Here is a 26213-nt window from a genome sequence, read left to right as displayed (position 1 = left end):
GTAGCGACGCTGTTACTGGTGGTGCCGGCAACGACACGATGATTGCCGACAATGGCGACGATATGTTCGTGTTCGGACTGCTGCCCTTCGGCAACGATCGGATCATCGGCTTCGATGCCAACGCGGCAGGAGGCCAGGATCTGCTCAATATTGCCGCGCTCAACATCACGGCCGCGACCTTTGGCAGCAGTGTCAACGTCGTCGATCTCGGTGCGGATACGTTGCTCAACTTCGGCGCTGACTCCATCACCCTGGTCGGTGTGGCCGACGCAACAACCGTCACTGCCTCGGACTTCATTCTGGCCTCTTGAGGTCCTGGCAAGTCCTGTCGCAGGGAGCGTGCACAGCAGAGGGGAGGGCAATGGATGCCCTCCCTTTCTCATTCCATTCAATTGCTGGAACCGAGCGTCTGGTGCACGTCGCACTCGGCTGCGGCTGCGTTGATTATAAGTTGGCGTAATACTTCGAATAACTAATAGAAAATTGACTAATCATGGTCCCGGAACGAAAAATCATCCCCAGACCGACGCCGTCAGAGCGCCGCGGATTTGCCGTTTCTCTCCTGCCAGAAAAATAACCAAAGGAGTCCCGACCCATGAAGCCTCCCGCTTCGTCCCAGCCGCGCCGTGCGGCAGCCGCTGCCTTCATCGGCACCATGATCGAGTGGTACGACTTTTACATTTACGCCACCGCTGCCGCGCTGGTGTTCGGCGCGCTGTTCTTCCCCTCCGACGACAAACTGTTCAGCACCATGGCCGCGTTTGGCACCTTCGCCGTGGGTTTCTTTGCGCGGCCGTTGGGCGGGATCGTCTTCGGTCATATCGGCGACCGCATCGGTCGCAAGAAGTCGTTGATCATCACCTTGTTGATGATGGGCGTGGTCACGGTGTGCATCGGCTTGCTGCCGACCTACGCACAGATCGGGGCCGCAGCGCCGGTGTTGCTGATTCTGCTGCGCATCGTCCAGGGCATCGCCGTGGGGGGCGAGTGGGGCGGGGCGGTGTTGATGGCCGGCGAACATGCACCGAAAGGCCGACGCAACTTCTTCGCCTCGTTTGCGCAATTGGGCAGCCCGGCGGGTTTGATCCTCTCGCTACTGGCCTTCAGCGCCGTCACCCGCCTGCCGGAAGAAGACCTGATGAGCTGGGGCTGGCGCCTGCCGTTCCTCGCCAGTTCGCTGTTGCTGCTGGTGGGCCTGGCGATTCGCCTGGGGGTCAATGAGTCGCCGGAGTTTCTTGCCAGCCGCGAACTGGCCAGCAAAAACAAACGCAAGGAGCAGGCGCCGGTCATGGAAGTGCTGCGCACCGCGTGGCGTCCGCTGCTGTTGTGCATCGGCGCCAACACGCTGGGGATTGCCGGGGTGTATTTCACCAACACCTTCATGATCGCCTACACCACCCAGCAACTTGCGCTGCCACGCTCGCTGATCCTGGAGTGCCTGTTCTTCGTCGCGATCATCCAGTTCTGCATTCAGCCGCTGGCGGCCTGGGTTGCCGAAAAGATCGGTGCAACCCGCTTCCTGTGCCTTGTGTCGCTGCTGGCCATGGCCTCGCCATACCCGATGTTCGTGCTGGTCAGCTCGGCCCAGGCACCGCTGATCATCCTCGGCATTGCCCTGGCGGTGGTGTGCATGGCGTCGTTCTACGCGGTGATCGCCGGCTACGTCAGCGGCATGTTCGAGACCCGCGTGCGCTACACCGCGATCTCCCTGGCGTACCAGATTTGCGGCGCCGTGGCCGGTGGCCTGACGCCGTTGATTGGCACGATGCTGGCGCACAAGTTTGCCGGCCAATGGTGGCCGATGGCGGTGTTCTACAGCCTGATCGCCGCGACTTCGCTGGTCTGCGTATTGTCCCTTGCCCGTCGCCATGCCAGCGCTGAACGCGTTGAGCTAGCCACCCATTGAACCTGTAGGAGCCGGCTTGCTGGCGATGGCGGTGCGTCAGTCGACCTGTCTATTGACTGGACGGGCGCGTTCGCCAGCAAGCCGGCTCCTACAAAGATCGTCGTTTCTAATTTGCAGGAGAAACTCATGTTGAAGATTAATGGCGAACGCCTCTGGGCGAGTCTGATGGCAATGGCCGAAATCGGCGCCACCGCCCGAGGCGGCAGTTGCCGCCTGGCCCTGAGCGATGAGGACAAGGCCGGTCGCGAACTCTTTGCCCACTGGTGCCGCGAAGCCGGCATGACCCTGAGCGTCGATGCCATCGGCAACCTGTTCGCCCGCCGCGCCGGCACCGATCCGGACGCTGCACCGGTGATGATGGGCAGCCACCTCGACACCCAGCCCGAAGGCGGACGGTTCGATGGCGTGTACGGCGTGCTCGCCGGCCTGGAAGTGGTGCGCTGCCTGAACGAACTGGGGATCCAGACCCGCAAGCCGCTGGAAGTGGTGGTGTGGACCAACGAAGAAGGCGCACGCTTCACTCCGGCGATGTTCGGTTCGGCGGTGTTCACCTGCATCATGGCGCTGGACGCCGCGCTGGCGGTGCGCGACATCGATGGCATCAGCGTCGCCGAGGCGCTGCAACGCACCGGTTATGCCGGCGAGCGGTCGTTGGGTGGCGCGGTGGATGCGTACTTTGAAGCGCACATCGAGCAAGGGCCGATCCTCGAAGACAACGCCAAGAGCATCGGCGTGGTCAGCGGCGGCCAGGCGATTCGCTGGCTCGACGTGCGGGTCGAAGGCATGGCGGCCCACGCCGGTACGACGCCGATGCCGCTGCGCAAGGATGCCTTGTACGGCGTGGCGCAGATGATCGAGGCCATCGAAGACCTGGCGGCGGACTTCGCCCCCGAAGGCCTGACCACGGTCGGTGAATTGAGCATCAACAAATCGTCGCGCAATACCATTCCGGGGCTGGTGAATTTTACCGTCGACCTGCGTCATCACCGTGATGAAACCATCGAGGCGATGGAGCAACAGGTCCGTGCGCGGCTTCAGGCGATCGCCGACGCTCGCGGTTTGAAGTTGGTGATCACCCCACACTGGATCAGCCCGGCGACACCTTTCGACGCTGACTGCGTGGCGGCGGTGCAACAGGCCGTGGACGGGCTGGGCTACGCTCAGCAGTCGATCGTCAGCGGTGCCGGGCATGACGCGATCCACCTGGCACGGTTCTGCCCGACGGCAATGGTGTTTATCCCTTGCGTGGGTGGCCTGAGCCACAACGAAGCCGAAGACGTGCTGCCTGAAGATGTGCGGCAGGGTACGGATGTGCTGCTTAACGCGGTGCTGGCCCGCGCATTAATCGTTGAATAAACACAATTCCCATGTGGGAGCGAGCCTGCTCGCGATTGCGGTGGATCAGTCGCCATCAATATTGAATGTGCTGCCCTCATCGCGAGCAGGCTCGCTCCCACACAGACAGGTATTCTCTCCATGCGCAGTTTTTTCCACCCCGAACAATTGCTCCACCATCCACGCAGCTACTACTCCCGTGGCCAGATGCGCACGCCGCAGGAAGTGCCGGAGCGTGCGCAGCGTCTGGTGCAGGCGTCTCACGCATTGGGTTTCAAGGTCGAGCAGCCGGCCGATGCCGGGCTCGATCCGCTGCTGGCGGTGCACGGCGCGCCGTACCTGGCGTTCCTGCAGGAAGCCCATCAGCGCTGGAAAGAGATCCCCGAAGACTGGGGCGACGAGGTCATGTCGAACATCTTCGTGCGTGAACCCAATGCCCTGCGCGGGATTCTCGCCCAGGCGGCGCGCTATCTGGCCGATGGCAGTTGCCCGGTGGGCGAGCAGACCTGGCGTTCGGCCTACTGGTCGGCGCAAAGCGCCATCGCCGGTGCCCGGGCGTTGCTCGATGGCGAGCCCGCAGCCTATGCCCTGTGCCGTCCGCCGGGCCACCACGCCCGGGCCGAAGCGGCGGGTGGTTTCTGTTATGTGAACAACGCGGCCGTGGCGGCCCAGGTATTGCGCGGCGGTTTTGCGCGGGTGGCGGTGCTGGATACCGACATGCACCACGGGCAAGGGATCCAGGAGATTTTCTACGACCGCGATGACGTGCTCTACGTTTCCGTGCACGGCGATCCGACCAACTTCTATCCGGGGGTCGCAGGCTTCGCTGAAGAGCGCGGTGCCGGGGCGGGCGAGGGTTTCAATCTGAACTTGCCGATGGCTCATGGTGCCAGCGAGGCGGATTTCCTCGGGCAACTGGATGTAGCGTTGAAGGCAGTAACGGACTTCGGTGCCGAGGTGCTGGTGCTGTCCCTGGGCTTCGATATTTTCGAACTGGACCCGCAAAGCAAAGTGGCGGTGACCCGCGAAGGGTTCGGCGTGCTCGGCGAGCGCATCCGCAGCCTCGGCTTGCCGTGCCTGATCGTGCAGGAGGGCGGGTATCACCTGGAGAGTCTGGAGGATAATGCGCGGGCGTTTTTTGTGAATGCCGAGGTGTGGCAGCTCTGAGTTAATTGCTGTCCGGGATACCGCCATCGCTGGCAAGCCAGCTCCCACAGGTTTCGCGTCGTCCACATATCTGCGGTTCTGCTCGGACACTGTGGGAGCTGGCTTGCCAGCGATGAACGATAACGCGGTCTGTAAGTGCCCTACGGCACTTGCCATAGCCCTTACGTTAACGTAAAGATTGCGGCAGGGCGCCGACGTATGAAGGCGCAGGGCGGACGACCCGGAGCGCTTGATGACGCTGATAAAAACAAACTCCCCCAAACTGCATCGCGAAGCCCGGCTGGCCCGGGAAAAGCTGCACCTGGAAGGCGAAGTGCCGGATGGCGTCCTGCGTGCGGAAATCGATGCCTCGTGGCGCCGCAGCCTCAGCCATGGCGTGCATTTCAACGCCAAGCACGAGCTGGCGCTGGAATCGAGCGCCAGCCTCGACCTGTTGCTGTCCAGCAATCGCCTGCTGATCGACGCCGCGTTGCCGGCCATCGATTACCTGGCCGAGCGTCAGGGCAAGGAAGGGCTGATCATCCTCGCCAACTCCGACGCCACCATCCTCGCCGTCGAAGGCCGCGCCGACCGCCTCAAGGGCAGCGGCCTGCAGGACATCACCCTCGGCGCCTGCTGGAGCGAAGCGGTTCGCGGCACCAACGCCCTCGGCACCGCGCTGGTGGAAGCCCGGCCGACCCTGATCGATTGCGGCGAACATTACCTGGACCGCCTCAGTGATTTCTCCTGCACCTCGGTGCCGATCCATTGTCCCCAGGGCGACATCCTCGGCGTCCTCGACCTGACCCGCGAAGGCCCCCTCGGCCGCGCCCACGACAGCACTGCGCTGCTGGCGATGGCGGTCAGCCAGATTGAAAGCCGCGTCTTTAACACAAGCTACCCGGACGAAATCGTCCTCGCGTTCCACAGCCGCAGGCAATACCTGGAGTCCCCGTGGCAAGGCCTGCTGGCCGTGAGCCTTGGTGGGCAGATCCTCGCGGTCAGCGCCCAGGCCTGTCAGTTGCTTCATGCCGAACGCTCGGCCCTGGTCGGGCGGCGCTGCGAGGAGTTTCTCGGCGTCGACGGCCTGCAGCTGTTGGCGCGCCTGCATCAGGGTGGGGCTGGCAGCCTGCAAACCGCCAAAGGCGAATTTTTCTACAAGACCCTGCGCGCGCCGCAGCGCTCGATCAACGTCAGCAGCCCACCACGCACAACCGCGAAACCGGTCAAGGCGCAACCGGATCTGGAAGCGCTCGCCGGCAGCAATACCCGCTACGCCCGTGCCTTGCGCATGGCCCGTCAGGGCCTGGCCAATGAACTGCCGGTCCTGTTACTGGGCGAAACCGGCACCGGTAAAGAGGTCATCGCCCGTGCCCTGCACATGGCCGGAGCGCGCTGCGACAAACCCTTCGTGGCGGTGAACTGCGCGGCGATCCCCGAGGGCCTGATCGAGTCCGAGCTGTTCGGCTATCGCGAAGGCGCGTTCACCGGTTCACGCCGGGGCGGCATGGTCGGGCGCCTGCAGCAGGCCCATGGCGGCACCTTGTTCCTCGATGAAATCGGCGACATGCCCCTGGCCTTGCAGGCCCGGCTGTTGCGCGTACTGCAGGATCGCAAGGTCGCGCCGCTGGGCGCCGGCGAAGAGCAGGACATCGACGTCGCGCTGATCTGCGCCACCCACCGCGACCTCAAGCGTCTGGTGGAAGAAAAACACTTTCGCGAGGACCTGTTCTACCGGGTCAACGGCATCAGCGTGATGCTCCCGGCCCTGCGCGAACGCGAGGATTTCAGCGCACTGGTCACTCGCATGCTGACGACACTGGGCGCACCCACCGTGGTCCTGCACGACGATCTCGATCGCTTGCTCGGCGGTTATCACTGGCCCGGCAACATCCGCCAACTGGAGATGGTCCTGCGCACCGCGCTGGCCATGCGCGAACCGGGTGACACCGTGCTGACCCTCGACCACTTGCCCGACAGCATGCTCGACGAGTTGACCGCCAGCGAACGACCCCAGGCCGGCAGCATCCGGGAAAACGAACTGGAGTTGATCCGTCAGTCCCTGGACACGCACCAGGGCAATGTCTCGGCCGCCGCCGACGCCCTGGGCATCAGCCGCGCGACCCTGTATCGCAAGCTCAAACAGTTGCGTTCGTGATGCAGCGCCTGATCGTTCGGCTGATCGACAGCCAGAACCCCGAGGCCCTGCAAGCGTCGCTGCGCTGGCTGTACAGCTTTGTGCGCCCCCATCGCCTGGCGATTGCCGGGCTGCTGAGCCTGTCGGTCTGTGCCTCGGCGCTGGTGCTGGTGCAACCCTGGCTGACCAAACTGTTGATCGACGACGGCCTGCTGGCGCGCAACTTCCCGATGCTGGTGTTGATTGCCGGGCTGATGATCGTCGCCGGGCTGCTGGGCACGGCGCTTTCAGGCATCAACCGCTACCTGCACACGCGCCTCTCCGGGCGCATGCTGTTTGCCCTGCGTGATGACCTGTACCGGCATTTGCAAACCCTGTCGCCGGGCTTCTACGGCCAGCGGCGCATCGGCGACCTGATGTCGCGCCTCGATGGCGACGTCGCGGAAATCCAGCGCTTTGCCGTGGACTCGCTGTTCTCGGCGGTGTCGAGTGTGATCGGCCTGGTGGTGGCCGTGGCGATGCTGCTGACCTTGTCCTGGAAGTTATCGCTGTTGGCCCTGGTGCTGATTCCCCTCGATGTAATCTGGCTGCGCTGGATGCGGCGCAAGGTCGAGCGCGATGTGCGGCAGTTGCGCGAGCGTTCGGCGGACATGTCGTCGTTCATGGTCGAGACGCTGCCGGTGATGAAGTTCATCCAGTCCGCCGGCCAGCAACAGCGCGAAGCGCGGCGCCTCGAGACGCTGGGGCAGGGCTACATGAGCCAGTTGCTGCGCCTGCAGGTCACCGAGTTTTTCACCCAGGCCGTGCCGGGCACGCTGACCTCGCTGTCCCGGGCCTGTGCATTCTTGATCGGCGGTTATTGGGTGGTGCAGGGCACCTGGCAGCTAGGCGCCCTGATTGCGTTTTCCACCTACCTTGGGATGGCCGTGGGGCCGGTACAGAGCCTGCTCGGGCTGTACGTGGCGATTCAGCGGATGACCGTCAGCCTCGGCCGGGTCATGGAATTGCGCGGCGAACAACCGACCGTGCTGACGCCCGCCACGCCACGGGCGATGCCCACTGGCGGCGATCTGTGGTTCGACAACGTGCATTTTGCCCATCCCGGCCGCCAATCGACCCTGCGCGGCATCGAAGCGCGGATTCCCTACGGTCTGAAAGTGGCCCTCAGCGGCGGCTCGGGCGAGGGTAAATCGACCCTGATCGATCTGCTGCAACGGCATCACGATCCACAATCGGGCCGGGTCCTGCTGGGCGACGTCGATCTGCGCGAACTGGATCTGTTCCAGCTGCGTCGACGCATTGCCATCGTCAGCCAGGACATCGTGCTGTTTCGCGGCAGCCTCGCCGACAACCTGGCCTATGCCGTGCCGGACGCCAGCCGCGAGGCGATTGCCGAAGTGGCGCGGCTGGCGCAACTCGACAGCCTGATCGAGTCTTTGCCCGAAGGCCTCGACAGTCCGCTGGGTGAGCGCGGCCAGCAGTTGTCCGGCGGGCAAAAGCAGCGCATCGCGATTGCCCGGGCGCTGCTGCAGGACCCTTTGATCCTGGTGCTCGATGAAGCCACTTCCGCGGTGGATGAGGCCACCGAGCGCGAAGTCATCGACGCCATCGACCGCCTGTTTGCCGGACGCACACGCATCCTGATCAGCCATCGTCCTTCAACCCTGGCCGATGCCGATCTGCGCTTCGAGTTGCTCGACGGCGTACTGACCTCGAAAACGGTGCCGCATGAAGCCTGAGTTGCGCATTGGTGTGGTGGACAGCGGCCATTCGGCGGCACAGCGGGTGCAGGTGATCGCCGGTCGGCGCTTTTCATTGCTTGAAGACGGCCTGGCCGAGGGCGACTTGCGCGACGATCCGCTGGGGCATGGCAGCGCGGTGATCGAGGCGATCGGCCGCCGCGCACCCTCGGCGCTGTTTTGCGTGGCCCAGGTGTTCGACCAGCGCGGCGTCACCAGCGCCTTGCAGATCGCCACGGCGATTGACTGGCTGGTGGCGCAGGACGTGCGACTGATCAATTTGAGCCTTGGCCTGCGCCAGGATCGCAGCCTGTTGCGCGCGGCCTGTGCAGCGGCGGTGGCGCGGGGCGTGCTGCTGTGCGCGTCGAGCCCGGCCCAGGGCGAAGGGGTGTTTCCGGCGAACTATCCGCAGGTGTTGCGGGTGACCGGCGATGCGCGCTGCGCCGAGCAGGAATGGTCGTGGCTCAACAGCGCCCAGGCGGATTTCGCTGCGTGTGTGCATGGCACCTACCCGGGGCAATCCGGGGCGAGCCTCGGTTGTGCCGCCTTGAGCGGGCACATCGCCGGGTTCCTCGCCGAACAGCCTGACGCCAGCAATGCGCAAGTCATCGAGTGGTTGCGCGAACATGCGCGTTACCGTGGCCCGGAACGGCGTTTCGGGCCATGACCGACATCGTCATTCTGGGTGCCGGACCGGCCGGTGCCGCGGTCGCGTTGGGGTTGCGGCGGCTGGGCCACGGCGTCACGCTGATCAGCGAATGGCGCCGGTTTGCAGCGCTCGAAGGCGTCTCGGTGCGGGTACTGGAGGCCTTGCGCAGCGCCGGCCTGCAGCACGCACTGGCGGATGCGACGTTACCCTCCCAGCGCCAGGTTTCATGGAATGGCCAGCAGCATGCGCAGAACATTGAATACTTGCTCGACCGACCGGTGTTTGACCGCGGCCTGCGCGAGGATTTGCGCCTGGCGGGGGTTGAGCTGATCGAAGGTCGGGTGCTCACGGTTCACTCATCGGCCACTGGTCATCGCATCGAAATCGACGGACGCGAACCGTTGCTCGCTGAATTTCTCGTCGAGGCCCGTGGCAGGCAGGCCCCCGCTATCGGCAAGGGTTTGCGCGGCCCCGAGACGGTCAGCCTGCTCAATCGCTGGCAGGGCTCGCCGGGCGAAACCGCCAGTGCCGTGGAAAGCCTCGAGGACGGCTGGGCATGGATGGCGCGGCGCGCCGACGGCCAGTGCTACTGGCAATGGACGGTGGACGTGGCCAGTGCCGGGTTGCCGGGCAAGGCGCAATTGCTCGATTACTGCCGGCAGCGGCGCCAGGGATCTCGTCTTGCCGAGGCATTCTTTGCTGGTGAAGAGGAAGCGGATCTACAACTGCACGCTCGCAGCAGCACGGCGATTCTGAGCCCGCAGGTGTGTGGCGACAACTGGATCCGGGTTGGTGATGCGGCAATGGCCGTCGACCCGCTGTCGGGCAATGGCATCTTTCAGTCGTTGTCGTCGGCGTTGCAGGCGCCGGCGGTGATCAACACGCTGTTGTGCAAGCCCGAACGCGCGGCCCTGGCCCAACGGTTTCACCAGCAGCGGGTGGAACAGCTGTTTTTGCGTTTTGCGCGGATCGGCCGGGATTTTTATGCCGATGAGCAGCGCTGGCTGGACCAGCCGTTCTGGCAGGCACGACGGAACTGGCCGGATGCCGAGGTGGCCCATGCCAAGGCGGATTTTGCAGCCCTGAAAATCGAACGGGCGCCGGTGCTGCGTGACGGTTTTGTCGATGAGGCCGAGGTGGTGATTACGTCGGATCAGCCGTTGGGGATCTGGCATGTGCACGGGGTTGAGCTGGCGCCGTTGTTGCGACGCTTGCGTAGCGAACCGGCGGAGCAGGCGTTGGCCGGTTTGACGGTGGAGCAGGGGCGGATGGTTCGCAGCTGGTTGCTGGGTCAGGGTTTCAAACCCTGAATGAAGAACGTCCGGATCCGGCGAAAAGCCTGTTCTCCCAGCGTAAAGCATCGTAATTTACGCGCCATAACGACAAGGAATTTTGGGGTGTAAGTGGGAGCTTATCGTCTGCTGTTGGCCGTTCTGGTGGCCGTTTCTCATATGGGCAAGACGTTCATGGGGCTAAACCCCGGCGTGATTGCCGTGATTTCCTTCCTGATCATCAGCGGTTTCGTGATGACCTCGCTGATCGAGCGCAACTACAAGGCACCGGAGAAAGTCGGCCTGTTCTACCTGGACCGCGCCCTGCGGCTTTACCCTCAATTCCTGTTCTACTTCGCAGTTTCCTGTGCGGTGATCTATTTCCTGCTGCCCGGTACGCCTCAAGCCGCCGAGCTGACGCTGCGCAACATCGCCGCAAGCCTGACCATCGTGCCCCTCGGCTTCTACATGTTCGGAGCGGCGGGTTCGTGGATCTTGCCGCCGGCCTGGTCCCTGGGGCTTGAGATGTGCTTCTACCTGTTGATCCCTTTCCTGATCATCTACAGGGCGCGGGGCGTTGCGTTTGCTCTGTCCGTCGTCGTCTTCATGGCCGCGTGCCTGGGTTTCATCAACGCCGACCTTTACGGCTACCGGCTATTGCCGGGCGTGCTGTTCATGTTCCTGTGCGGCAGCTACCTGTACAAAGCGCGGCCGAAGGGTCTGGCGATCGCTGCCGGCACCGCCTTGTCGGCGGCCCTGATGTTTGCGGCCATCATGGCGGGATGGATAGAGCGCCGGCCGTTCAATGCCGAAGTGACCCTCGGCATAGCGCTGGGCGTACCCGCCGTGTACCTGCTGACAAAGCTCAGGTTTCACCGGATTGACGAGTTCCTCGGCAATATCAGCTACGGCGTATTCCTGAATCACTTTGTGGTGATGTACTTCCTGCACGCTATCTGGTCGGTTGCCTACGATGGGGCCATTGTTGCAACAGTGCTGGCCCTGTCGTTGCTGCTCAGCGGCGTTTCGTACTACTGCGTCGAACGGCCGGCCCTGAAGCTTCGTCACGGGCTTCGGGCCGGCGCCTTCGCGGGCAAGCCCGCGATGGCGACCTGAAGGACGCTACAAATCACAACTTGATCAACACCGACTTCAACTCGGTGTAATGCTCGATCGCCGCATACCCCATCTCCCGCCCGACCCCGGACATCTTGTAGCCGCCGAACGGCAGCGCCGGGTCCAGGGCGCTGTGGCAGTTGACCCACACCGACCCTGACTTGATTCGCGGAATCATCCGGTGCACCGCCGCCAGGTCATTCGACCAGATACTCGCGCCCAATCCATACGGACTGTCGTTCGCCATGCGCAGCGCATCGGCCTCATCATCGAATGGAATCGCCACCAGCACCGGCCCGAAGATTTCCTCCTGCACCAGCGAGTGCTTCTGATCGACGTCGACGATCACCGTCGGCTTGACGAAGAACCCCGGACCGAACTGCTCGCCACCGCAGGCGATGGTCGCGCCGCTTTCCCGACCCTTTTCGATGTAGCCGTAGACGCGCTCCTGCTGGCGCGCCGAGATCAGCGGGCCCATGTCGACGCTCGGGTCCAGGCCGTTGCCGAGTTTCATGGCGTTGGCGATGTCGCTGATGTCCGCCACCACATTGTCGAAATGCTTGCGCTGCACATACAACCTGGAACCTGCGCAGCAGACCTGGCCCTGATTGAAGAAAATCGCGCTGGCAGCCCCGGCCGCGGCGGTTTTCAGGTCGGCGTCGGCCATGACGATGGTCGGTGATTTGCCACCCAGCTCCAGGGTGACCCGGGTCATGGAGTCCATGGCGATCTTGCCGATCTGCTTGCCCACCGCCGTGGAGCCGGTGAAGGTCAGCTTGTCCACCAGCGGGTTGTGGGTCAGGGCCGAGCCTGCGGTGATGCCGGTGCCGGTGACCACGTTGAACACACCTTCCGGATACCCGGCTTCCAGCACCAGCTCGGCGAGTTTCAGGGCGGTCAGCGGGGTTTCGTCGGCGGGCTTGAGCACCACGGTGCAACCGGTGGCCAGGGCCGGACCGAGTTTCCAGCAGGCCAGCAACAGCGGGAAGTTCCAGGCGACGATGGCACCGACCACGCCCACCGCTTCACGACGGATGAAACTGTGGAACTGGTCGTTGGGCATCAGCGGTGCCGACACGTCAACCGTGGAGCCTTCGATCTTGGTCGCCCAACCGGCCATGTAGCGCAGGAAGTCGATGGCCAGTTGCACGTCCATCACCTGGGCGACGGCTGCGCTTTTGCCGTTGTTCAGGCATTCCAGCTGCGCCAGCAGCTCGGCGTCGCGCTGCATCAGGTCGGCGAGTTTCCACAGCAGGTTCTGCCGCTCCCGGGGGCGGGTGCGGGTCCAGGCCGAATCGTCGAACGCCTGGCGGGCGGCGAGCACCGCGCGATCGACATCCTCCGGCGTGGCCCGTGGCACCACGCACAACACCTCACCGGTGGCCGGGTTGTGCAGGGGCATGGTCTGGCCGTCGGCGGCCTCGACCCAGTCGCCGCCGATGAGCATGCGCGGGGCGCGCTGGATGAATGCCGAAGTGGCGGGAAGCAGGTTTGGGAGCGACATGATGAAACCTCGTCTTGTTCGTGTGGCGAGGTCATTCGCAATGGCTGTGCCAGTTGTTGATTTTTTTGTTTCGAGCCCGAACGAGCGGGCTTGCGGGTTGTTTTTCGAATGGCCCTCGGCGTGGGCAAGCGTCGCAAATTGCGACGACGTGAGACATCAGTACACCCTTGTAGGAGCGAGCCTGCTCGCGAAAAACCTCCAGACAACCAAGGCATTCAGACACCCCGCATTATCGTTGGCGTCCATCGCGAGCAGGCTCGCTCCCACAGAGAGCAGAACTATGCTTGTCTCAGAGTGCAACAGTTGTCGCGAAATTGAACGTGTTGCCGCGATGGCATGACTGGAAAAACACCCGCCGATTCCGGCAAATCATTGATTTATTGAGGTATTCGCAAGCTGGCACGCTCCGTGTATTGCTCATCGCAGACGTTTCTCTTGCCTCCGTCAGCGGCTTGCCGCCGGCGGCAGAAACCATAAAAACGATAAGCCACAACAATAAGAACGCACCGTGCGAGGTTCGACGTTGATGAAGAGAAAACTCCGATCAGGCATGAGCGCCAGCCTGCTGGCCGTAGCCGCTTGCGTAGCGCTGCATTCGCCTCACAGCCTGGCAGCCCGCGATGCCCAGACCATCCTCAAGGAAACCTGTCAGGGCTGTCACACCCCCGAAGCCGATAACGCCCTGAGCCGCATCAGCCACCAGCGCAAGACGCCGGAAGGCTGGCTGATGAGCATCGCCCGCATGCAGACCATGCACGGTTTGCAGATCAGCGATGACGACCGTCGCACGCTGGTCAAGTACCTGGCCGACACCCAGGGCCTGGCGCCGAGCGAAACCGATGGCGTGCGCTATGCGCTGGAGCGGCGGCTCAACACCGTCGAACACTTCGACGACCAGACCAGCCAGATGTGCGGCCGCTGCCACTCCGGTGCGCGGGTGGCCCTGCAACGGCGTCCGGCGCAGGAGTGGGAACGCCTGGTGAACTTCCACCTCGGTCAGTGGCCGTCCCTGGAGTACCAGGCGCTGGCCCGGGACCGCGACTGGTTCGATATGGCCCGCAAGGAGATGGTGCCGCTGTTGGCCAAGCGTTATCCGCTGGACAACCCGGCCTGGAAAAAATGGCAGAGCGTGGCGCCCAAGGCCGACGTCCTGGTGGGCGACTGGAGCTTCAGCGGCCACTTGCCGGGCAAGGGTGAACTGGCCGGCGTGATGAGCGTGACCGCCGATGGCAGCGACACCTTCAAGGTCAGCGTCAAGGGCCAGTACGCCGACGGCAGCCCGTTCAATGGCGACGGCAGCGCGATTCTCTACACCGGCTACGAATGGCGCGGCAACGTGACCATCGATGGCGTGACCATGCGCCAGGTGTTCGCCGCCCAGGGCAATGCGATGCAGGGCCGCATGTTCGAGGCCGAGCACGACGAGCGCGGCCTGGACTTCGTTGCCGCCAAACAGGGTTCCCAGCGGTTGCTGGCGGTGCAGCCGGGTTACGTGAAGGCCGGCAGCGAAACCGAAGTGACCCTGATCGGCAGCGGCCTGACCGGCAAGCCGATCTTCGGCAAAGGCGTGGAAGTGCTCGAAGTCGTCTCGCAGAGCCCGGAGCAGATCAAGGTCAGACTCAAGGCCGCCGCCAATGCCCAACCGGGCCTGCGGGCAGTCAGTGTCGGCACGCTGAAAGGCCCGAGCCTGTCGGTCTACAGCAAGATTGCCGAGGTCAAGGTCGTGCCGGAGTTCTCGGTGGCGCGGATCGGCGAGGGCGGCGGCTCGACGCCGAAGGTCCAGGGCCGTTTCGACGCGGAAGCCTGGGGCAAGGGCGCTGACGGCAAGCCATACCGCATCGGCGTGTTCCCGGCGCAATGGAAAGTCGAAGCCTTCGACGACCGCGCCAAGGAAGACGAAGACGTCAAGTTCGCCGGCACCATGCAGGCCGACACCGGCGTGTTCACCCCGGGCGATGCCGGGCCGAACCCGGCACGCAAGATGTCCACCAACAATGCCGGCAACCTCAAGGTGATCGCCGCCGTCGACGACGCAGGCAAATCCCTGACCGGCGAAGGCCACATGATCGTGACCGTGCAACGCTGGAACAATCCACCCATTCCTTGAGATGGCTGACAGCACAGGCTTCAGACACTTTTTTCGGAATGATCGCAGGCCTCGCAGACCGGGGCTTGCACAGGAGGTTGGTTATGGGCGCTATCTTGAATCTGGTCGAACGCAATCTGCACGAAGTGCAGGTCGATGCCGACCGCATGCTGTTTCACATCCCCAGCAGTTCGCTGTTCGCCAGCGATGAACTGACGGGCACCATCATCGATACCCTGCGCGGCCCCGGCTGCTCCTCGGACGACCTGATCGAGCGCCTGGCCGCGCGTTTCAACGGCGAGGAAGTCACCGAGACCCTGCGTGAACTGATGGCCCTGGAACTGGTCAGCGACGGCTCGCCGCTGACCCCGGACATCGCCACCAAACGCGTCGAGCGCACCGCGATCAACACCGTGGTCTTGAACGTCAACACAGGCTGCAACCTGAGTTGCACCTATTGCTACAAGGAAGACCTCGACAAGCCGTCGGCCGGCAAGAAGATGGACGTGGAAACGGCGATTGCCTCGGTGGAAATGCTGCTGCGCGAATCCCCGGACGAAGAGCGCTTCACCGTGGTGTTCTTCGGCGGCGAACCGCTGAGCAACCGCAAGCTGATCGAGTACATGGTCGACTACTGTGAGAAGCGTTTCCGCGAGGCGGGCAAGTTCGTCGAATTCGTGATGACCACCAACGCCACGCTGCTCACCGAAGACACCGTGGACTACCTCAATGCCCACCGCTTTGGTTTGTCGGTGAGCATCGACGGGCCGAAGACCGTGCACGACCGCAACCGCATCACCGTGGGCGGGCAGGGCACCTACGACGTGGTGCGGCGCAAGGCCGAGATGCTGCTGTCGCGCTACAACAGCCGTCCGGTGGGCGCGCGGGTGACCCTGACCACTGGCGTCACCGACGTCGAAACCATCTGGGATCACCTGTTCAACGAACTGGGTTTTGCCGAAGTCGGCTTTGCCCCGGTGACCTCCGGCGACATCAGCAGCTTCAATCTCACCAGCGATGAGCTGATCGAAGTCTTCGCCAGCATGAAACGCCTCGGTCGGCGTTACCTGGAGGCGGCGCTGGAGCATCGCAACATCGGCTTCTCCAACCTGCACCAGTTGATCACCGACATCCATGAAGGCCATAAAAAAGCCCTGCCGTGCGGCGCGGGCTTGAAGATGCTGGCCGTGGATCACAAGGGCGAGCTGAACCTGTGCCATCGCTTTACCGGTTCGAGCCTGCCGACCTTCGGCAACGTCCACAGCGGCGTGAAACAGGTGGAGTTGAACGACTTCCTTTCGCAGCGCCTGGACCGCACCAACACCGGCTGCGAAGACTGTCAGATCCGCAACCTGTGCTCCGGCGGCTGCTACCACGAGAGCTACGCCCGCTACGGCGACCCGACCCACCCGACCTATCACTACTGCGAACTGATGCGTGACTGGGTCGACTTCGGCATCGAGGTCTACACCCGGATCATGGCCAATAACCCTGCGTTCATCAGCAGTTACATCACTCCGCGCAAGGCTCACTGATATGAAACATCTCAAGGCAATCAATAACAAAGCGTTGAAGCTGGATCAGGCCGCGGACGAGAACCGCATTGAAGAAGTGGTGGCCATGAGTTCCGTGGCGGGCTGTGCCTCGACCACCGACCCGGGCTGGGAAATCGATGCGTTTGGTGGCGTGTCGTCGCTGTGCCAGCCGATGGAGGCCGATCTCTACGGTTGCTCCGACCCGTGCTGGTGGCCGGCCCAGGTGCCCGACATGATGAGCACCTACCCGGACTGGAACAAGGATGCCCAGGCGTCCAACGACAACTGGCGCAACCTCGGCACTGTCTTCCCCAAAGACAAGTGATCAGATAATAAGAAGGATTCCAGCATGCACAGCATCAAAGCCTGCGGCCTGGCCGCTTTCGCCGTCCTGAGCAGTTGTTCGGTCAGTGTTCTGGCCGATGAAAACAGCGCACTGCAAGTCGGTCACGAGTACATGGTGACCACCAATTACCCGAACAACCTGCACGTGATCGACCTGGCCACCGACACCCTGTTCAAGACCTGCAAGATGCCCGACGCCTTCGGCCCCGGCACCGTGCAACTGTCGCCGGACCGCAAGACCGCCTACGTGTTGAACAACCACTATGCGGATGTCTACGGCGTCGAGCTGGACAACTGCAAGCAGGTGTTCCACGCCAGCATCACCCAGAAGCCGGGGGAGAAGGCGAAGTCGATGTTCGCCTTCACCCTCAGCCACGACGGCAGGGAACTGTTCACCATCGCCAACCCGACGTTGATGATGAACGACCGCTACGAGGTGCAGCAGCCACGGCTCGACGTGTACAAGACCGACGCAGGCATGGACGCCAAGCCTGTGCGCAGCTTTCCGGCACCGCGCCAGTTGACCATCATGCAGAGTGGCGACGACGGCACCTTGTATGTGGCGGGGGCGGACGTCTACAAGGTCAATGTGCAAACCGGCAAGTTCGACGTGCTGATCCCCAGCCGTCACTGGAAACGCCCGAACTACAGCGCGCCGGACGTGCTCTACGTGTGGAACCAGCAGACGTATCGGCATGACTTCTCGCTGCTCTACACCGCGGCGAAGTTCAAGGACAAGAAACAGGACCCGGCCTCCGCCGAATACCTGTACGGCCTGTTCAGTGTCGACCTGAAGACCGGCAAGACCGAAACCACCGATTTCGGCCCTCTGACGGAAATCTACTTCAGCGGCATGCGCTCGCCCAAGGACCCGAACCTGATGTTTGGCGTGCTCAACCGCCTGGCCAAGTACGACATCAAACAGAAGAAGATGCTCCAGTCCGCCACGCTCGAACACTCGTACTACTGCATTTCCTTCAACAAGGACGGCAGCAAGATCTACCTGGCCGGGACGTTCAACGACGTGGCGATCTTCGATGCCGACAGCCTGAAGCAGACGGGCAGCATCAAGTTGCCGGGCGGGGATATGGCGATTACCACTGCGCAGATTTTTATCCGGTAGATTGTGGCGTCTGGGCTGACGCCATCGCGGGCAAGCCCGCTCCCACAGGGTTTCGATCGTTCACAAAATTTGTGATCACCGAAAATCCACTGTGGGAGCGAGCTTGCTCGCGATAGGGCCCTGGCAGACGCTAAAGAATCACCCCCCCGGCACCGGGCAACTCATATCCCCCTCCTGGCACTTCAGATAGTTCTTGAACGTCTCCACCCGCGCCTTGGTCAACTCGGTCACGCAATTGCTGTAGATCAGCGGATAAACGCTGCCGCCCTCGACCCCGGACGCCGAAAACCTGCATTCGCCATCGCGGAATGCAATCCACGCACGCTGTGCCCCCAGCAGCAGTTTCTTGCTGTCGGGATTACCCTTCAATCGCGCGGTGATCTGCTGGTAAAGCGCATTCAATTCCTTGTCGGCGGCCGCATGCTGCTGCGCCGCGCACTGGTTCATCGTCGCCTGGTCGCTGGCGTTGTCGCAGTCCACGGCGAAAGCCATGGGGCTGAACAGCAGTGGCGTCAATGCCAAAAGTAAACGTGGGTTCATGCCGGAGTGCTCGCTGTGACCGAATGTTGAGATGCAGTGTAGCGTTGTGACGGATTCAGCCCGTCACGCTTGCCATTGCGAATGTTTTTCCACCGATTGGTAGTCAAGCCAGGGCACATCATGCGACGTCCAGATATGCGCTTGGGGCGTCATCTGCGGATCAGCGTCCAGTGTCGCCACACGAACAATCACGTGAGGCTGAGCCGGCCGCTCGGCCATCAGATGTGAACCGCAGGCCGAACAGAAATACCGAAGCTTGCCCGGCGACGATTCGTAGCTCGTCAGCCGATCCTGCCCCTTGATCCAGCGAAAATGCTCGCGCATCACCCCGGCGGTCGATGCAAAAGCCGCCGCGTGTGCCTTGCGACAGGTTTGGCAATGGCAGTGGCTGATGGGCATATCGAGGTTGTCGAGTTCGTATTCGATGGCCTTGCACAGGCAACTGCCGCGCAGTTTTTTCATGTCGCTATCCTTTTCGATGCTGTTCCGAGGGCGAACGTTAGCAGTTTCGACCCTCTGACTTCGTGCTCGCCCCAGAACTTATCCCGGCAAATGCAACCGAATATCGCAGGCACGGTTGATTGAACATCCCGATTGGTACAACTTTAGGGTTGGTCTTGTGGTCTTACTGACCTACTGTTCAAGTACAGGAGGTGACTTATGAACCCAGCATCTGATCGCATCGAAAGGAAAGTCCTGCTCAAGGCCAAGCGCTCACAGGTCTGGCGCGTGCTGGCCAATGCCGAAGTGTTCGGACAGTGGTTTGGCGTGGCGCTGGAGGGCAAGCGTTTTGTGGCAGGCGAGTGGACCCAGGGGCAGATTACCTATCCCGGTTATGAACATTTGCGCTGGAACGTACTGGTAGAGCGGGTTGAGCCGGAGCGCCTGTTTTCGTTTCGCTGGCACCCTTATGCCGTGAACCCGGAAGTCGATTATTCCCAGGAACCCACCACACTGGTGAAATTCGAACTCGAAGACATGGACGACGGCACGTTGCTCAAGGTTTCCGAGTCCGGTTTCGATCACGTTCCCCAGGCTCGTCGCGAAAAGGCGTTCCGCATGGACAGTCGCGGCTGGGAAGAGCAAATGAACAATATCGAGCAGTTCTTGATCGACAATGCCAAAGCCCATGAGCAACAGAGTGGCTGAAGCCGGCTCGAAACCTGAGGCGTCTAAGGGTTTTCGGAAGGTGGCTTATAGCGAATGTCTTACACGCGATGGTAGCGATATCGCCTGTTACAAATTGGATCCTATGCGTATTCTGACCCCATCCACTGAAGCACAGGATGTGCTCAGGATCATGGATGATCGACCATAGGCAAGGAACGCTGCGACAAGGAGTCGTCATGGTCTTGGAAAAACCCGCTTCGGCGGGTTTTTTTGTGGGCGCATGGAAAGTCGTGGCGACAGGAACCGGGTCTCTGCCGCCATTTCCTTTATTGCCGATCGAGTTTCGCCGCTGCCCGTTCGGTGATTTCCGCCCGCAGCTTCAGCGAGCTGGCAGCCCGCTGGCGAGCTTCTTCCAGCACGCTCGCCGGAGCTGTCTCGGGGCTACCGGCGCTAAAGGGCGGAGCCGGGGCATATTCCAGTTGCAGCTGTACCAGCTCGGCGGTGGCCTGGTCGAACAGCTCGGCGGCCAGGGTCAGGGCGAAGTCGATACCGGCGGTGATGCCGCCGCCGGTCAGCAGGTTGCCGTCACGAACCACCCGGTCCTTCACCGCGATTGCCCCCAGCGGCTTGAGCAATTCGTGATACGCCCAGTGAGTGGTGGCGCGTTTGCCCTTGAGCAATCCCGCCGCGCCCAGCACCAGCGCGCCGGTGCACACCGACGTGATGTAACGGGCGCTGGCGGCCTGGGCCTTGAGGAATTCCAGGGTCTGCTCATCTTCCATCAACGGCCCGACGCCGCCGCCACCGGGCACACAGATCACGTCCAGCGCCGGGCAATCGTCGAAAGAGATGGTCGGTTTCAACAGCAGGCCGGTGCTGGCGGTGACCGGCATCAGGTCCTTCCAGATCAGATGCACCTTCACATCCGGCAGCGAGGCCAGCACGTCATACGGGCCGGTCAGGTCCAGTTGCTGGACTTGTGGGAACAACAGAAAGCCGATCTGCAACGTCATGGTGTTTTTCTCACGAGGTAGGTGGACGGTTTGACTCTAGGCTCGTAGTCTTTGGCGTATACGCCAATCTGCCCACGAATTACGCCAAATGTCGAAAACCATCCATGTGCTCGCTTTCGCCAACGTGCAACTGCTCGACGTCACCGGGCCGCTGCAGGTGTTCGCCTCGGCCAACGACATTGCCCGCCAACAGGGCCTGCCGCCACCCTATGATCCGAAGGTGATCGCCAGCGGCGGCGGGGCGGTGATGTCCTCGGCGGGGTTGGCGCTGTTGGCCGAACCGTTACCGGATGACGGCACCGATACCCTGATCATCGCCGGTGGCTGGGGTGTCTACGCTGCGGCGCAAGATGCGCCGTTGGTTGCCTGGGTGCGCGAACATGCCCGTGGCTGCCGGCGTGTTTCCTCGGTGTGCACCGGTGCGTTCCTGCTGGCGGCCAGCGGCTGGCTCGATGGCCGGCGCGTGGTCACGCACTGGACCCGTTGCGAGCAACTGGCGCAGCAGCACCCGCAATTGCAGGTCGAGCCCAACCCGATCTTCATCAATGACGGCCCGGTCTGGACCTCGGCCGGCGTGACGGCCGGCATCGACCTGGCGCTGGCCATGGTCGAACAAGACCTGGGGCGCAACATGGCCCTGGACGTCGCCCGGCAACTGGTGGTGTTCCTCAAGCGCCCGGGCGGTCAGGCGCAATTCAGCGTGACCCTGGCACTGCAACAGGAAGGCAACCGTTTCGACGAACTTCACGCCTGGATCAGCGAAAACCTCACCCAGGACCTGGGCATCCCGACCCTGGCCTTGCAGGCCGGCATGAGCGAGCGCAGCTTCGTGCGCCACTACCGCGCCGACACCGGCCAGACCCCGGCCCGGGCCATCGAACTGATCCGCGTCGAAACCGCACGACGCCTGCTCAGCGATACCGGCGTGCCGATCAAGCGGGTGGCGGTGCAATGCGGCTTCGGCAGCGAAGAAACCCTGCGCCGCAGCTTCCTGCGGGCCATGGGCGTGACGCCGCAGGCTTATCGGGAGCGGTTTTCGGTTAGTGCTGCAGTAGATCCAGTAACGCCTTGAGTGTTGCTTCTGGCGCTTCTTCGGGAATGTTGTGGCCAACGCCTGGCAAAATCCGACGTTCATAGCTGCCGGTGAAGTGCTCGATATCTTCGTCGACGTCTTGTGCAGGCCCGACACCGTCATCGGCACCGCACAGGGAAATCGTCGGTACGCTGATGTTCGGTTGTTTGCTCAGGGCCTGCTCCATCCATTCCAGCGCCGGGTCGCCAGGGGCATACATGAAGCGGTGGCGGTAGGAGTGAATCACCACGTCGACGAAATCCGGGTTATCGAAGGCCGGGGCGCTCAACGGATAGCGTGCAGCGTTTTCGGCCCAGGTCGGTGACCAGAGCTTCCAGAGCAATTCGCACAAGCCCCGGCGATTTTCAGTCAGGCCCGCGACGCCACGCGGCGTGTGGAAATAGTACTGATACCAATAGCGATGCTCGGTCTGCGGGGCCAATGGCTGTATCGAATGGGGGATGTCCTGAAGGTTATAGCCGTCGCCCGTCACCAGGCAGCGCACCCGTTCCGGCCACAGTGCCGCGACGATGCACGCCGCTCGCCCACCCCAATCGTAGCCGCACAGGGACGCTTGTTTGATGGCAAGGGCATCCATCAGGTCAAGCAAATCCTGGGCAAGGGCGGCCTGCTGGCCGGAGCGCAGTGTATCGGTGCTGATGAAGCGCGTCGGACCGTAACCCCGCAGATACGGGACGATCACGCGGTAACCGGTAGCAGCGAGAGCGGGGGCGATTTCGTCGTAAGCGCGTGGCGAATAGGGAAAACCATGGAGCAGAATAACCGGGTCGCCGGTGGCGGGGCCGTGTTCTTCGTAGGCAATGTCGAGTTGTGTCGTGCGGACGGTCTTTAGCGGTTGATCAATCATCACATCCCCAAGTTGTCTGGACGCTCTTGCAAGCCTGGCGCATTGATCAAGCTCTTTGCCTGAGTCCGATGCAATTGCCCCACGGATCGCGCATGGAGCAGTACCGAGACGATGGGGTTTTCGGGCTGCGTCGTCGGCACTATCAGGCTTCCGCTTCCGCCACCTGATTGAAATACTTCGCCCGATCCGGCGTAAACGTCACCACCATGCCTGTCCGTGCGCACGTCAGCGCTCGTTCTTGCGTCAGGTCCACGTCCAGGTCTTCCCCGCGCAAGACAGCTCCGCTGTACCCGTTGAGCGTCGATGTTAGGGGGGGATGTGTCGGCAGGCAACAAGGTATTTCGCCGACCGGCAAGCGATTTTGTTTAAGGTGTGTAGGCGAGGGTAGTGTTGGAAGTTGGTGTTTACGGCTGCCAGACAACCTTCTCCCCACTCAACCTGCGATCCAGAAAACACGCCGCACTGATCAGCGCCAGATGCGTCAGCGCCTGGGGCGTGTTGCCCATGTGCCGCCCATGGCTGTCGAACTCTTCGGCGTACAGCCCCAGCGGGTTGGCGTACCTGAGCAACTGTTCGAATTCCAGGTGGGCCTTGTCGAGCTGGCCGGCGCGGGCCAGGCATTCGACGTACCAGAACGAGCACGCGGCGAAGGCGCCTTCGCTGCCGGGCAGGCCGTCTATCCGGCTGTCGTCGTTGCGGTAGCGGTAGATCATGCCGTCGCGCACCAGGCTTTTTTCGATGGCTTGCAGGGTCGCCAGCCAGCGCGGGTCGCGGGCGCTGACGAAGCGCACCAACGGCATCAGCAGCATCGAGCCGTCCAGGCCGGTGCCGCCGATGTGCTGGACGAAATGCCCGCGCTCTTCATCCCAGAAGTTCTCCCAGATGTCGGCATGGATCGCCTGGCGTGTCTGGTCCCAGCGGGCGAACGGGGCGGGCAGCGAGCGCTTCGAGGCGAGGCGGATGGCGCGGTCCAGGGCGACCCAGCACATCAGCCGCGAGTGCAGGAAATGGTATTGCTCGCCGCGCATTTCCCAGATGCCGACATCCTTCTGCTCCCAGGTTGCGCACACCTGATCGATCACTTCCACCGTGTGTTTCCAGCCCTCGTGGGAGATGGCTTCGCCGTACTTGTTGACCAGATAGATCGCGTCCATCAGTTCGCCGAAGATATCCAGCTGGACCTGCTCATAAGCCTGATTGCCAATGCGCACCGGTTGCGCGCCACCGTGGCCGGCCAGGTGCGTAAGCTCGATCTCCGGCAACTCCTGGCGACCGTCGATGGCATACAGGATGTTGAGTTTCATCGAGTGGCCCTGGCAGTCGCTGACCCGTCCGCGCAACCAGCGCATATAGGCGTTGGCCTCTTCGACGAAACCCAGGCGCATGAACGCATAGACCGTGAACGAGGCGTCGCGGATCCAGGTGAAGCGGTAGTCCCAGTTGCGTTCGCCGCCGGGGCTTTCAGGCAGGCCGAAGGTGGCGGCGGCGAGAATCGCGCCGTGTTTGCGCGAAGTCAGCAGCTTCATGGCCAGGGCCGAGCGGTTGACCATCTCGCGCCAGCGGCCGCGGTAGCTGGACTGGCCGATCCAGTCGCGCCAGAACTTCAGTGTGCGTTGCAGGCACAGTTCGGCTGCGCCTTCCTTGAAGCGCGGATCGTCGAGGCCGCCGAGCAAAAACTCGGCGGTCTGGTCTTGTTCGAGGGTGAACTCGGCGACCGCCACGTTGGCGTCGATGCGCAATGCCTGATCCGAAGAGAGCCGCAGCGTCGGCTGGTCGGCGGCCTCAAAAACCACATCCTGCTTGTCCATGCATGCGCGAGTGTCGGCGCGCGCATAGTCATGGCGCACGGCGCAGCGCATGCGCAAAGTGGCGCGCCCGCTGACCACCCGGATCCGCCGAATCAGCAGCGGCAAATCATCCTCGGTGTCGCCGACCGGCAGCAGATCGGTGACTTCGACCACGGCGCGATCACTCAGCCAGCGGGTCAGCAGCACGTTGGTGTCGGGCAGGTAGATCTGTTCGCGGCGGGCGTCGGGCAAGTCCGGCGACAACTGGAAAATCCCCGCTTCGGGGGTATCGAGCAGCGCGCAGAAGATCGACGGGCTATCGAATTCCGGCCAGCAGAAAAAATCCACGCTGCCCTTGTCGTTGACCAGCGCCGCGCTACGCATGTCGCCGATGATGCCGTGGGCGTCGATGGGGCTTTGGCGTTCGAGGTGATCAGCCATTGTCGCGAAACTCCGGGAGCCAGGGTCTATTCAGCTGACTGGTCGGGGGCGGCGAGAGTTCATTTGGCGGGATGCCGAGGTGGCTGTGAGGGCCTCTTCGCGAGCAGGCTCGCTCCCACCCTGGACGGCGTACACCGATCTACTGTGGGAGTGGGCTTGCCCGCGATGGGGCCTTCACATTCAACCAACAATTCCCTGCTTCCCCCGCAATCTGACGTTGTGGCAACGTGCACTCCCCTGATGAGACCAGTCCCATGGCCAACCCCTACCGCGAACTATTCAAAGCCCCCGGCAGCCGCGCATTCGTGCTGGCAGGAATGCTCGCGCGCATGCCGATTTCCATGACCGGCATCGGCCTGATCACCATGCTTTCGCAGTTGCAGGGTGGCTACGGTCTGGCGGGTGCGGTGGCGGCGACGTTCGCCCTGGCCACGGCGTTTTGTGCGCCGCAGGTTTCGCGGCTGGTGGATCGATATGGCCAGGGGCGGGTTCTGCCTCTGGCGGCGCTGATCGGCGGCGGGGCGCTGTTGCTGTTGTTGCTGTGCACACGTTTGCAGGCGCCGCACTGGACGCTGTTTGTGTTCGCCGCGCTGGCCGGTTGCATGCCGAGCATGTCGGCAATGGTGCGGGCGCGCTGGACCGAGATCTATCGCGGTCGCCCCGAGTTGCAGACCGCCTACGCGCTGGAGTCGGTGCTCGATGAAGTCTGTTTCATCGTCGGGCCGCCGCTGTCGGTGGGCCTGTGCGTGGTGGCGTTTCCCGAGGCCGGGCCGTTGACGGCCTTGCTGGCGCTGGCCATCGGCGTCGCTGCGTTCGTGTTGCAGCGCAGCACGGAGCCGCCGGTGCATCCCCATGAGGAGCATCACCAGGGCTCGATCATCCGTTCCCGCGACATTCAATTGCTGATGTTGTTGATGGTCGCCATGGGCACCATCGTCGGTGTGGTGGACGTGGTCAGCGTCGCCTTCGCCCAGCACCAGGGCCAGCCGGCGGCGGCGAGCATCGTGCTGTCGGTATACGCCATCGGCTCGTGCATGGCCGGGCTGGCCTTCGGCGCGCTGCGCTCGAAAGTGCCGCTGGCGCGCCTGTTCCTGTACGGCGGCGTGGCAACGGCGGTGACGACCTTGCCGTTGCTGCTGGCGACGAACGTTTTCGGCCTGTCCTTGGCGGTGTTTGTTGCCGGTCTGTTTTTTGCCCCGACGCTGATTGTCGCCATGGCCCTGGTGGAACAGATCGTGCCGCCGGCCAAGCTCACCGAAGGCCTGACCTGGCTGGTCACCGGGCTGAGCATCGGCGTGGCGATCGGCGCCGCCGGCTCCGGTTGGCTGGTGGACGCCTTCGGCGCGCGCAGCGGGTTCTGGCTGGCGATTGCGGCGGGGGCGGTGGTGCTCGGTTCCGCGATCCCGAGTTATCGCCATTTGAAATGAAGTTCAAGCTTTCGGAGATAGTTCCCTGTGGGAGCGAGCCTGCTCGCTTCGCGAGCAGGCTCG

21 protein-coding genes and 1 pseudogene are annotated in these 26213 nt (G+C 62.9%); 16 read left to right on the top strand and 6 right to left on the bottom strand.

The features are described 5' to 3' along the window. The 9 genes and pseudogenes from EI969_RS13955 to EI969_RS13915 all read left to right on the top strand — a co-directional run. Positions 1 to 311 (top strand): annotated as a pseudogene (locus tag EI969_RS13955) (calcium-binding protein); the annotation flags it as partial. Between the two features lie 284 nt (positions 312 to 595). After that, positions 596 to 1906 carry an MFS transporter gene (locus tag EI969_RS13950; RefSeq protein ID WP_160388320.1) on the top strand — a complete coding sequence of 437 codons (1311 nt, stop codon included), beginning with the start codon at positions 596 to 598 and terminating at the stop codon, positions 1904 to 1906. Between the two features lie 126 nt (positions 1907 to 2032). Further along, positions 2033 to 3262, top strand: a complete 1230-nt coding sequence (locus tag EI969_RS13945; RefSeq protein WP_160388319.1) for a Zn-dependent hydrolase — start codon at positions 2033 to 2035, stop codon at positions 3260 to 3262. Positions 3263 to 3382: 120 nt separating this feature from the next. Next, positions 3383 to 4408 (top strand): histone deacetylase family protein, encoded by a 1026-nt coding sequence (locus tag EI969_RS13940; protein WP_160388318.1) that lies wholly within the window; start codon positions 3383 to 3385, stop codon positions 4406 to 4408. 232 nt (positions 4409 to 4640) lie between these two features. Further along, positions 4641 to 6545, top strand: a complete 1905-nt coding sequence (locus tag EI969_RS13935; RefSeq protein ID WP_160388317.1) for a sigma-54-dependent Fis family transcriptional regulator — start codon at positions 4641 to 4643, stop codon at positions 6543 to 6545. Beyond that, entirely contained in the window at positions 6545 to 8263 is a 1719-nt protein-coding gene (locus EI969_RS13930; protein ID WP_160388316.1) for an ABC transporter ATP-binding protein, read from the top strand. Before EI969_RS13935 ends, EI969_RS13930 begins: the two co-directional genes overlap by 1 nt. Then, positions 8253 to 8930, top strand: a complete 678-nt coding sequence (locus EI969_RS13925; protein ID WP_160388315.1) for a S8 family serine peptidase — start codon at positions 8253 to 8255, stop codon at positions 8928 to 8930. The genes EI969_RS13930 and EI969_RS13925 overlap by 11 nt, the downstream gene beginning before the upstream one ends. Next, positions 8927 to 10222: an NAD(P)/FAD-dependent oxidoreductase gene (locus EI969_RS13920; RefSeq protein ID WP_160388314.1), complete on the top strand. Its 1296-nt coding sequence runs from the start codon at positions 8927 to 8929 to the stop codon at positions 10220 to 10222. The genes EI969_RS13925 and EI969_RS13920 overlap by 4 nt, the downstream gene beginning before the upstream one ends. A gap of 93 nt (positions 10223 to 10315) precedes the next feature. Beyond that, positions 10316 to 11299 (top strand): acyltransferase, encoded by a 984-nt coding sequence (locus tag EI969_RS13915; protein ID WP_160388313.1) that lies wholly within the window; start codon positions 10316 to 10318, stop codon positions 11297 to 11299. 13 nt (positions 11300 to 11312) lie between these two features. Here the strand turns inward: EI969_RS13915 and EI969_RS13910 are convergent, their stop codons facing one another. Further along, positions 11313 to 12803 (bottom strand): aldehyde dehydrogenase, encoded by a 1491-nt coding sequence (locus EI969_RS13910; RefSeq protein ID WP_057713922.1) that lies wholly within the window; start codon positions 12801 to 12803, stop codon positions 11313 to 11315. Positions 12804 to 13329: 526 nt separating this feature from the next. Here EI969_RS13910 and peaA point away from each other — a divergent pair. The 4 genes from peaA (at position 13330) to peaD (ending at position 17892) form a co-directional block, all read left to right on the top strand. Next, positions 13330 to 14910 (top strand): quinohemoprotein amine dehydrogenase subunit alpha, encoded by a 1581-nt coding sequence (gene peaA, locus EI969_RS13905; protein WP_160388312.1) that lies wholly within the window; start codon positions 13330 to 13332, stop codon positions 14908 to 14910. Positions 14911 to 14993: 83 nt separating this feature from the next. Continuing rightward, the gene (peaB, locus tag EI969_RS13900; protein WP_160388311.1) at positions 14994 to 16424 is read left to right on the top strand and encodes a quinohemoprotein amine dehydrogenase maturation protein; all 1431 of its coding nucleotides are present in this window, start codon (positions 14994 to 14996) and stop codon (positions 16422 to 16424) included. 1 nt (position 16425) lies between these two features. Beyond that, the gene (gene qhpC / locus EI969_RS13895) at positions 16426 to 16749 is read left to right on the top strand and encodes a quinohemoprotein amine dehydrogenase subunit gamma (RefSeq protein ID WP_008016081.1); all 324 of its coding nucleotides are present in this window, start codon (positions 16426 to 16428) and stop codon (positions 16747 to 16749) included. 24 nt (positions 16750 to 16773) lie between these two features. Beyond that, entirely contained in the window at positions 16774 to 17892 is a 1119-nt protein-coding gene (peaD, locus tag EI969_RS13890; protein WP_160388310.1) for a quinohemoprotein amine dehydrogenase subunit beta, read from the top strand. Between the two features lie 138 nt (positions 17893 to 18030). Here the strand turns inward: peaD and EI969_RS13885 are convergent, their stop codons facing one another. Both EI969_RS13885 and EI969_RS13880 read right to left on the bottom strand, forming a co-directional pair. Then, a complete protein-coding gene (locus EI969_RS13885) occupies positions 18031 to 18432 on the bottom strand; it encodes a lysozyme inhibitor LprI family protein (protein ID WP_160388309.1) in 402 nt (133 codons plus the stop codon). 63 nt (positions 18433 to 18495) lie between these two features. Further along, positions 18496 to 18894 carry a GFA family protein gene (locus EI969_RS13880; RefSeq protein ID WP_160388308.1) on the bottom strand — a complete coding sequence of 133 codons (399 nt, stop codon included), beginning with the start codon at positions 18892 to 18894 and terminating at the stop codon, positions 18496 to 18498. Positions 18895 to 19092: 198 nt separating this feature from the next. Between EI969_RS13880 and EI969_RS13875 the strand changes: the two genes are divergently transcribed. Beyond that, the gene (locus EI969_RS13875) at positions 19093 to 19581 is read left to right on the top strand and encodes an SRPBCC family protein (protein WP_160388307.1); all 489 of its coding nucleotides are present in this window, start codon (positions 19093 to 19095) and stop codon (positions 19579 to 19581) included. 287 nt (positions 19582 to 19868) lie between these two features. Here the strand turns inward: EI969_RS13875 and inhA are convergent, their stop codons facing one another. Then, the gene (inhA, locus tag EI969_RS13870) at positions 19869 to 20555 is read right to left on the bottom strand and encodes an isonitrile hydratase (protein WP_160388306.1); all 687 of its coding nucleotides are present in this window, start codon (positions 20553 to 20555) and stop codon (positions 19869 to 19871) included. 88 nt (positions 20556 to 20643) lie between these two features. On the opposite strand from inhA, the gene EI969_RS13865 reads away from it, so the two are divergent. Continuing rightward, entirely contained in the window at positions 20644 to 21627 is a 984-nt protein-coding gene (locus EI969_RS13865; protein ID WP_160388305.1) for a GlxA family transcriptional regulator, read from the top strand. Here EI969_RS13865 and EI969_RS13860 read toward each other — a convergent pair. Together EI969_RS13860 and EI969_RS13855 are read right to left on the bottom strand one after the other, a co-directional pair. Further along, positions 21596 to 22495, bottom strand: coding sequence for an alpha/beta fold hydrolase (locus tag EI969_RS13860; protein WP_160388304.1), 900 nt, complete (start codon positions 22493 to 22495; stop codon positions 21596 to 21598). The two genes, EI969_RS13865 and EI969_RS13860, sit on opposite strands and share 32 nt — an antisense overlap. A 404-nt stretch (positions 22496 to 22899) precedes the next feature. After that, positions 22900 to 24723, bottom strand: a complete 1824-nt coding sequence (locus tag EI969_RS13855; RefSeq protein WP_160388303.1) for a glycoside hydrolase family 15 protein — start codon at positions 24721 to 24723, stop codon at positions 22900 to 22902. 254 nt (positions 24724 to 24977) lie between these two features. Here EI969_RS13855 and EI969_RS13850 point away from each other — a divergent pair, with 254 nt between their 5' ends. Further along, a complete protein-coding gene (locus tag EI969_RS13850; RefSeq protein ID WP_160388302.1) occupies positions 24978 to 26150 on the top strand; it encodes an MFS transporter in 1173 nt (390 codons plus the stop codon). The last annotated feature ends 63 nt before the right edge of the window (positions 26151 to 26213 follow it).

Source organism: Pseudomonas sp. PB101 (assembly GCF_009764265.1).
Classification (GTDB): Bacteria; Pseudomonadota; Gammaproteobacteria; order Pseudomonadales; family Pseudomonadaceae; genus Aquipseudomonas.
The sequence above is the reverse complement of the archived record's forward strand: the minus strand, read 5'-3'. Positions and strand labels throughout refer to the sequence as shown.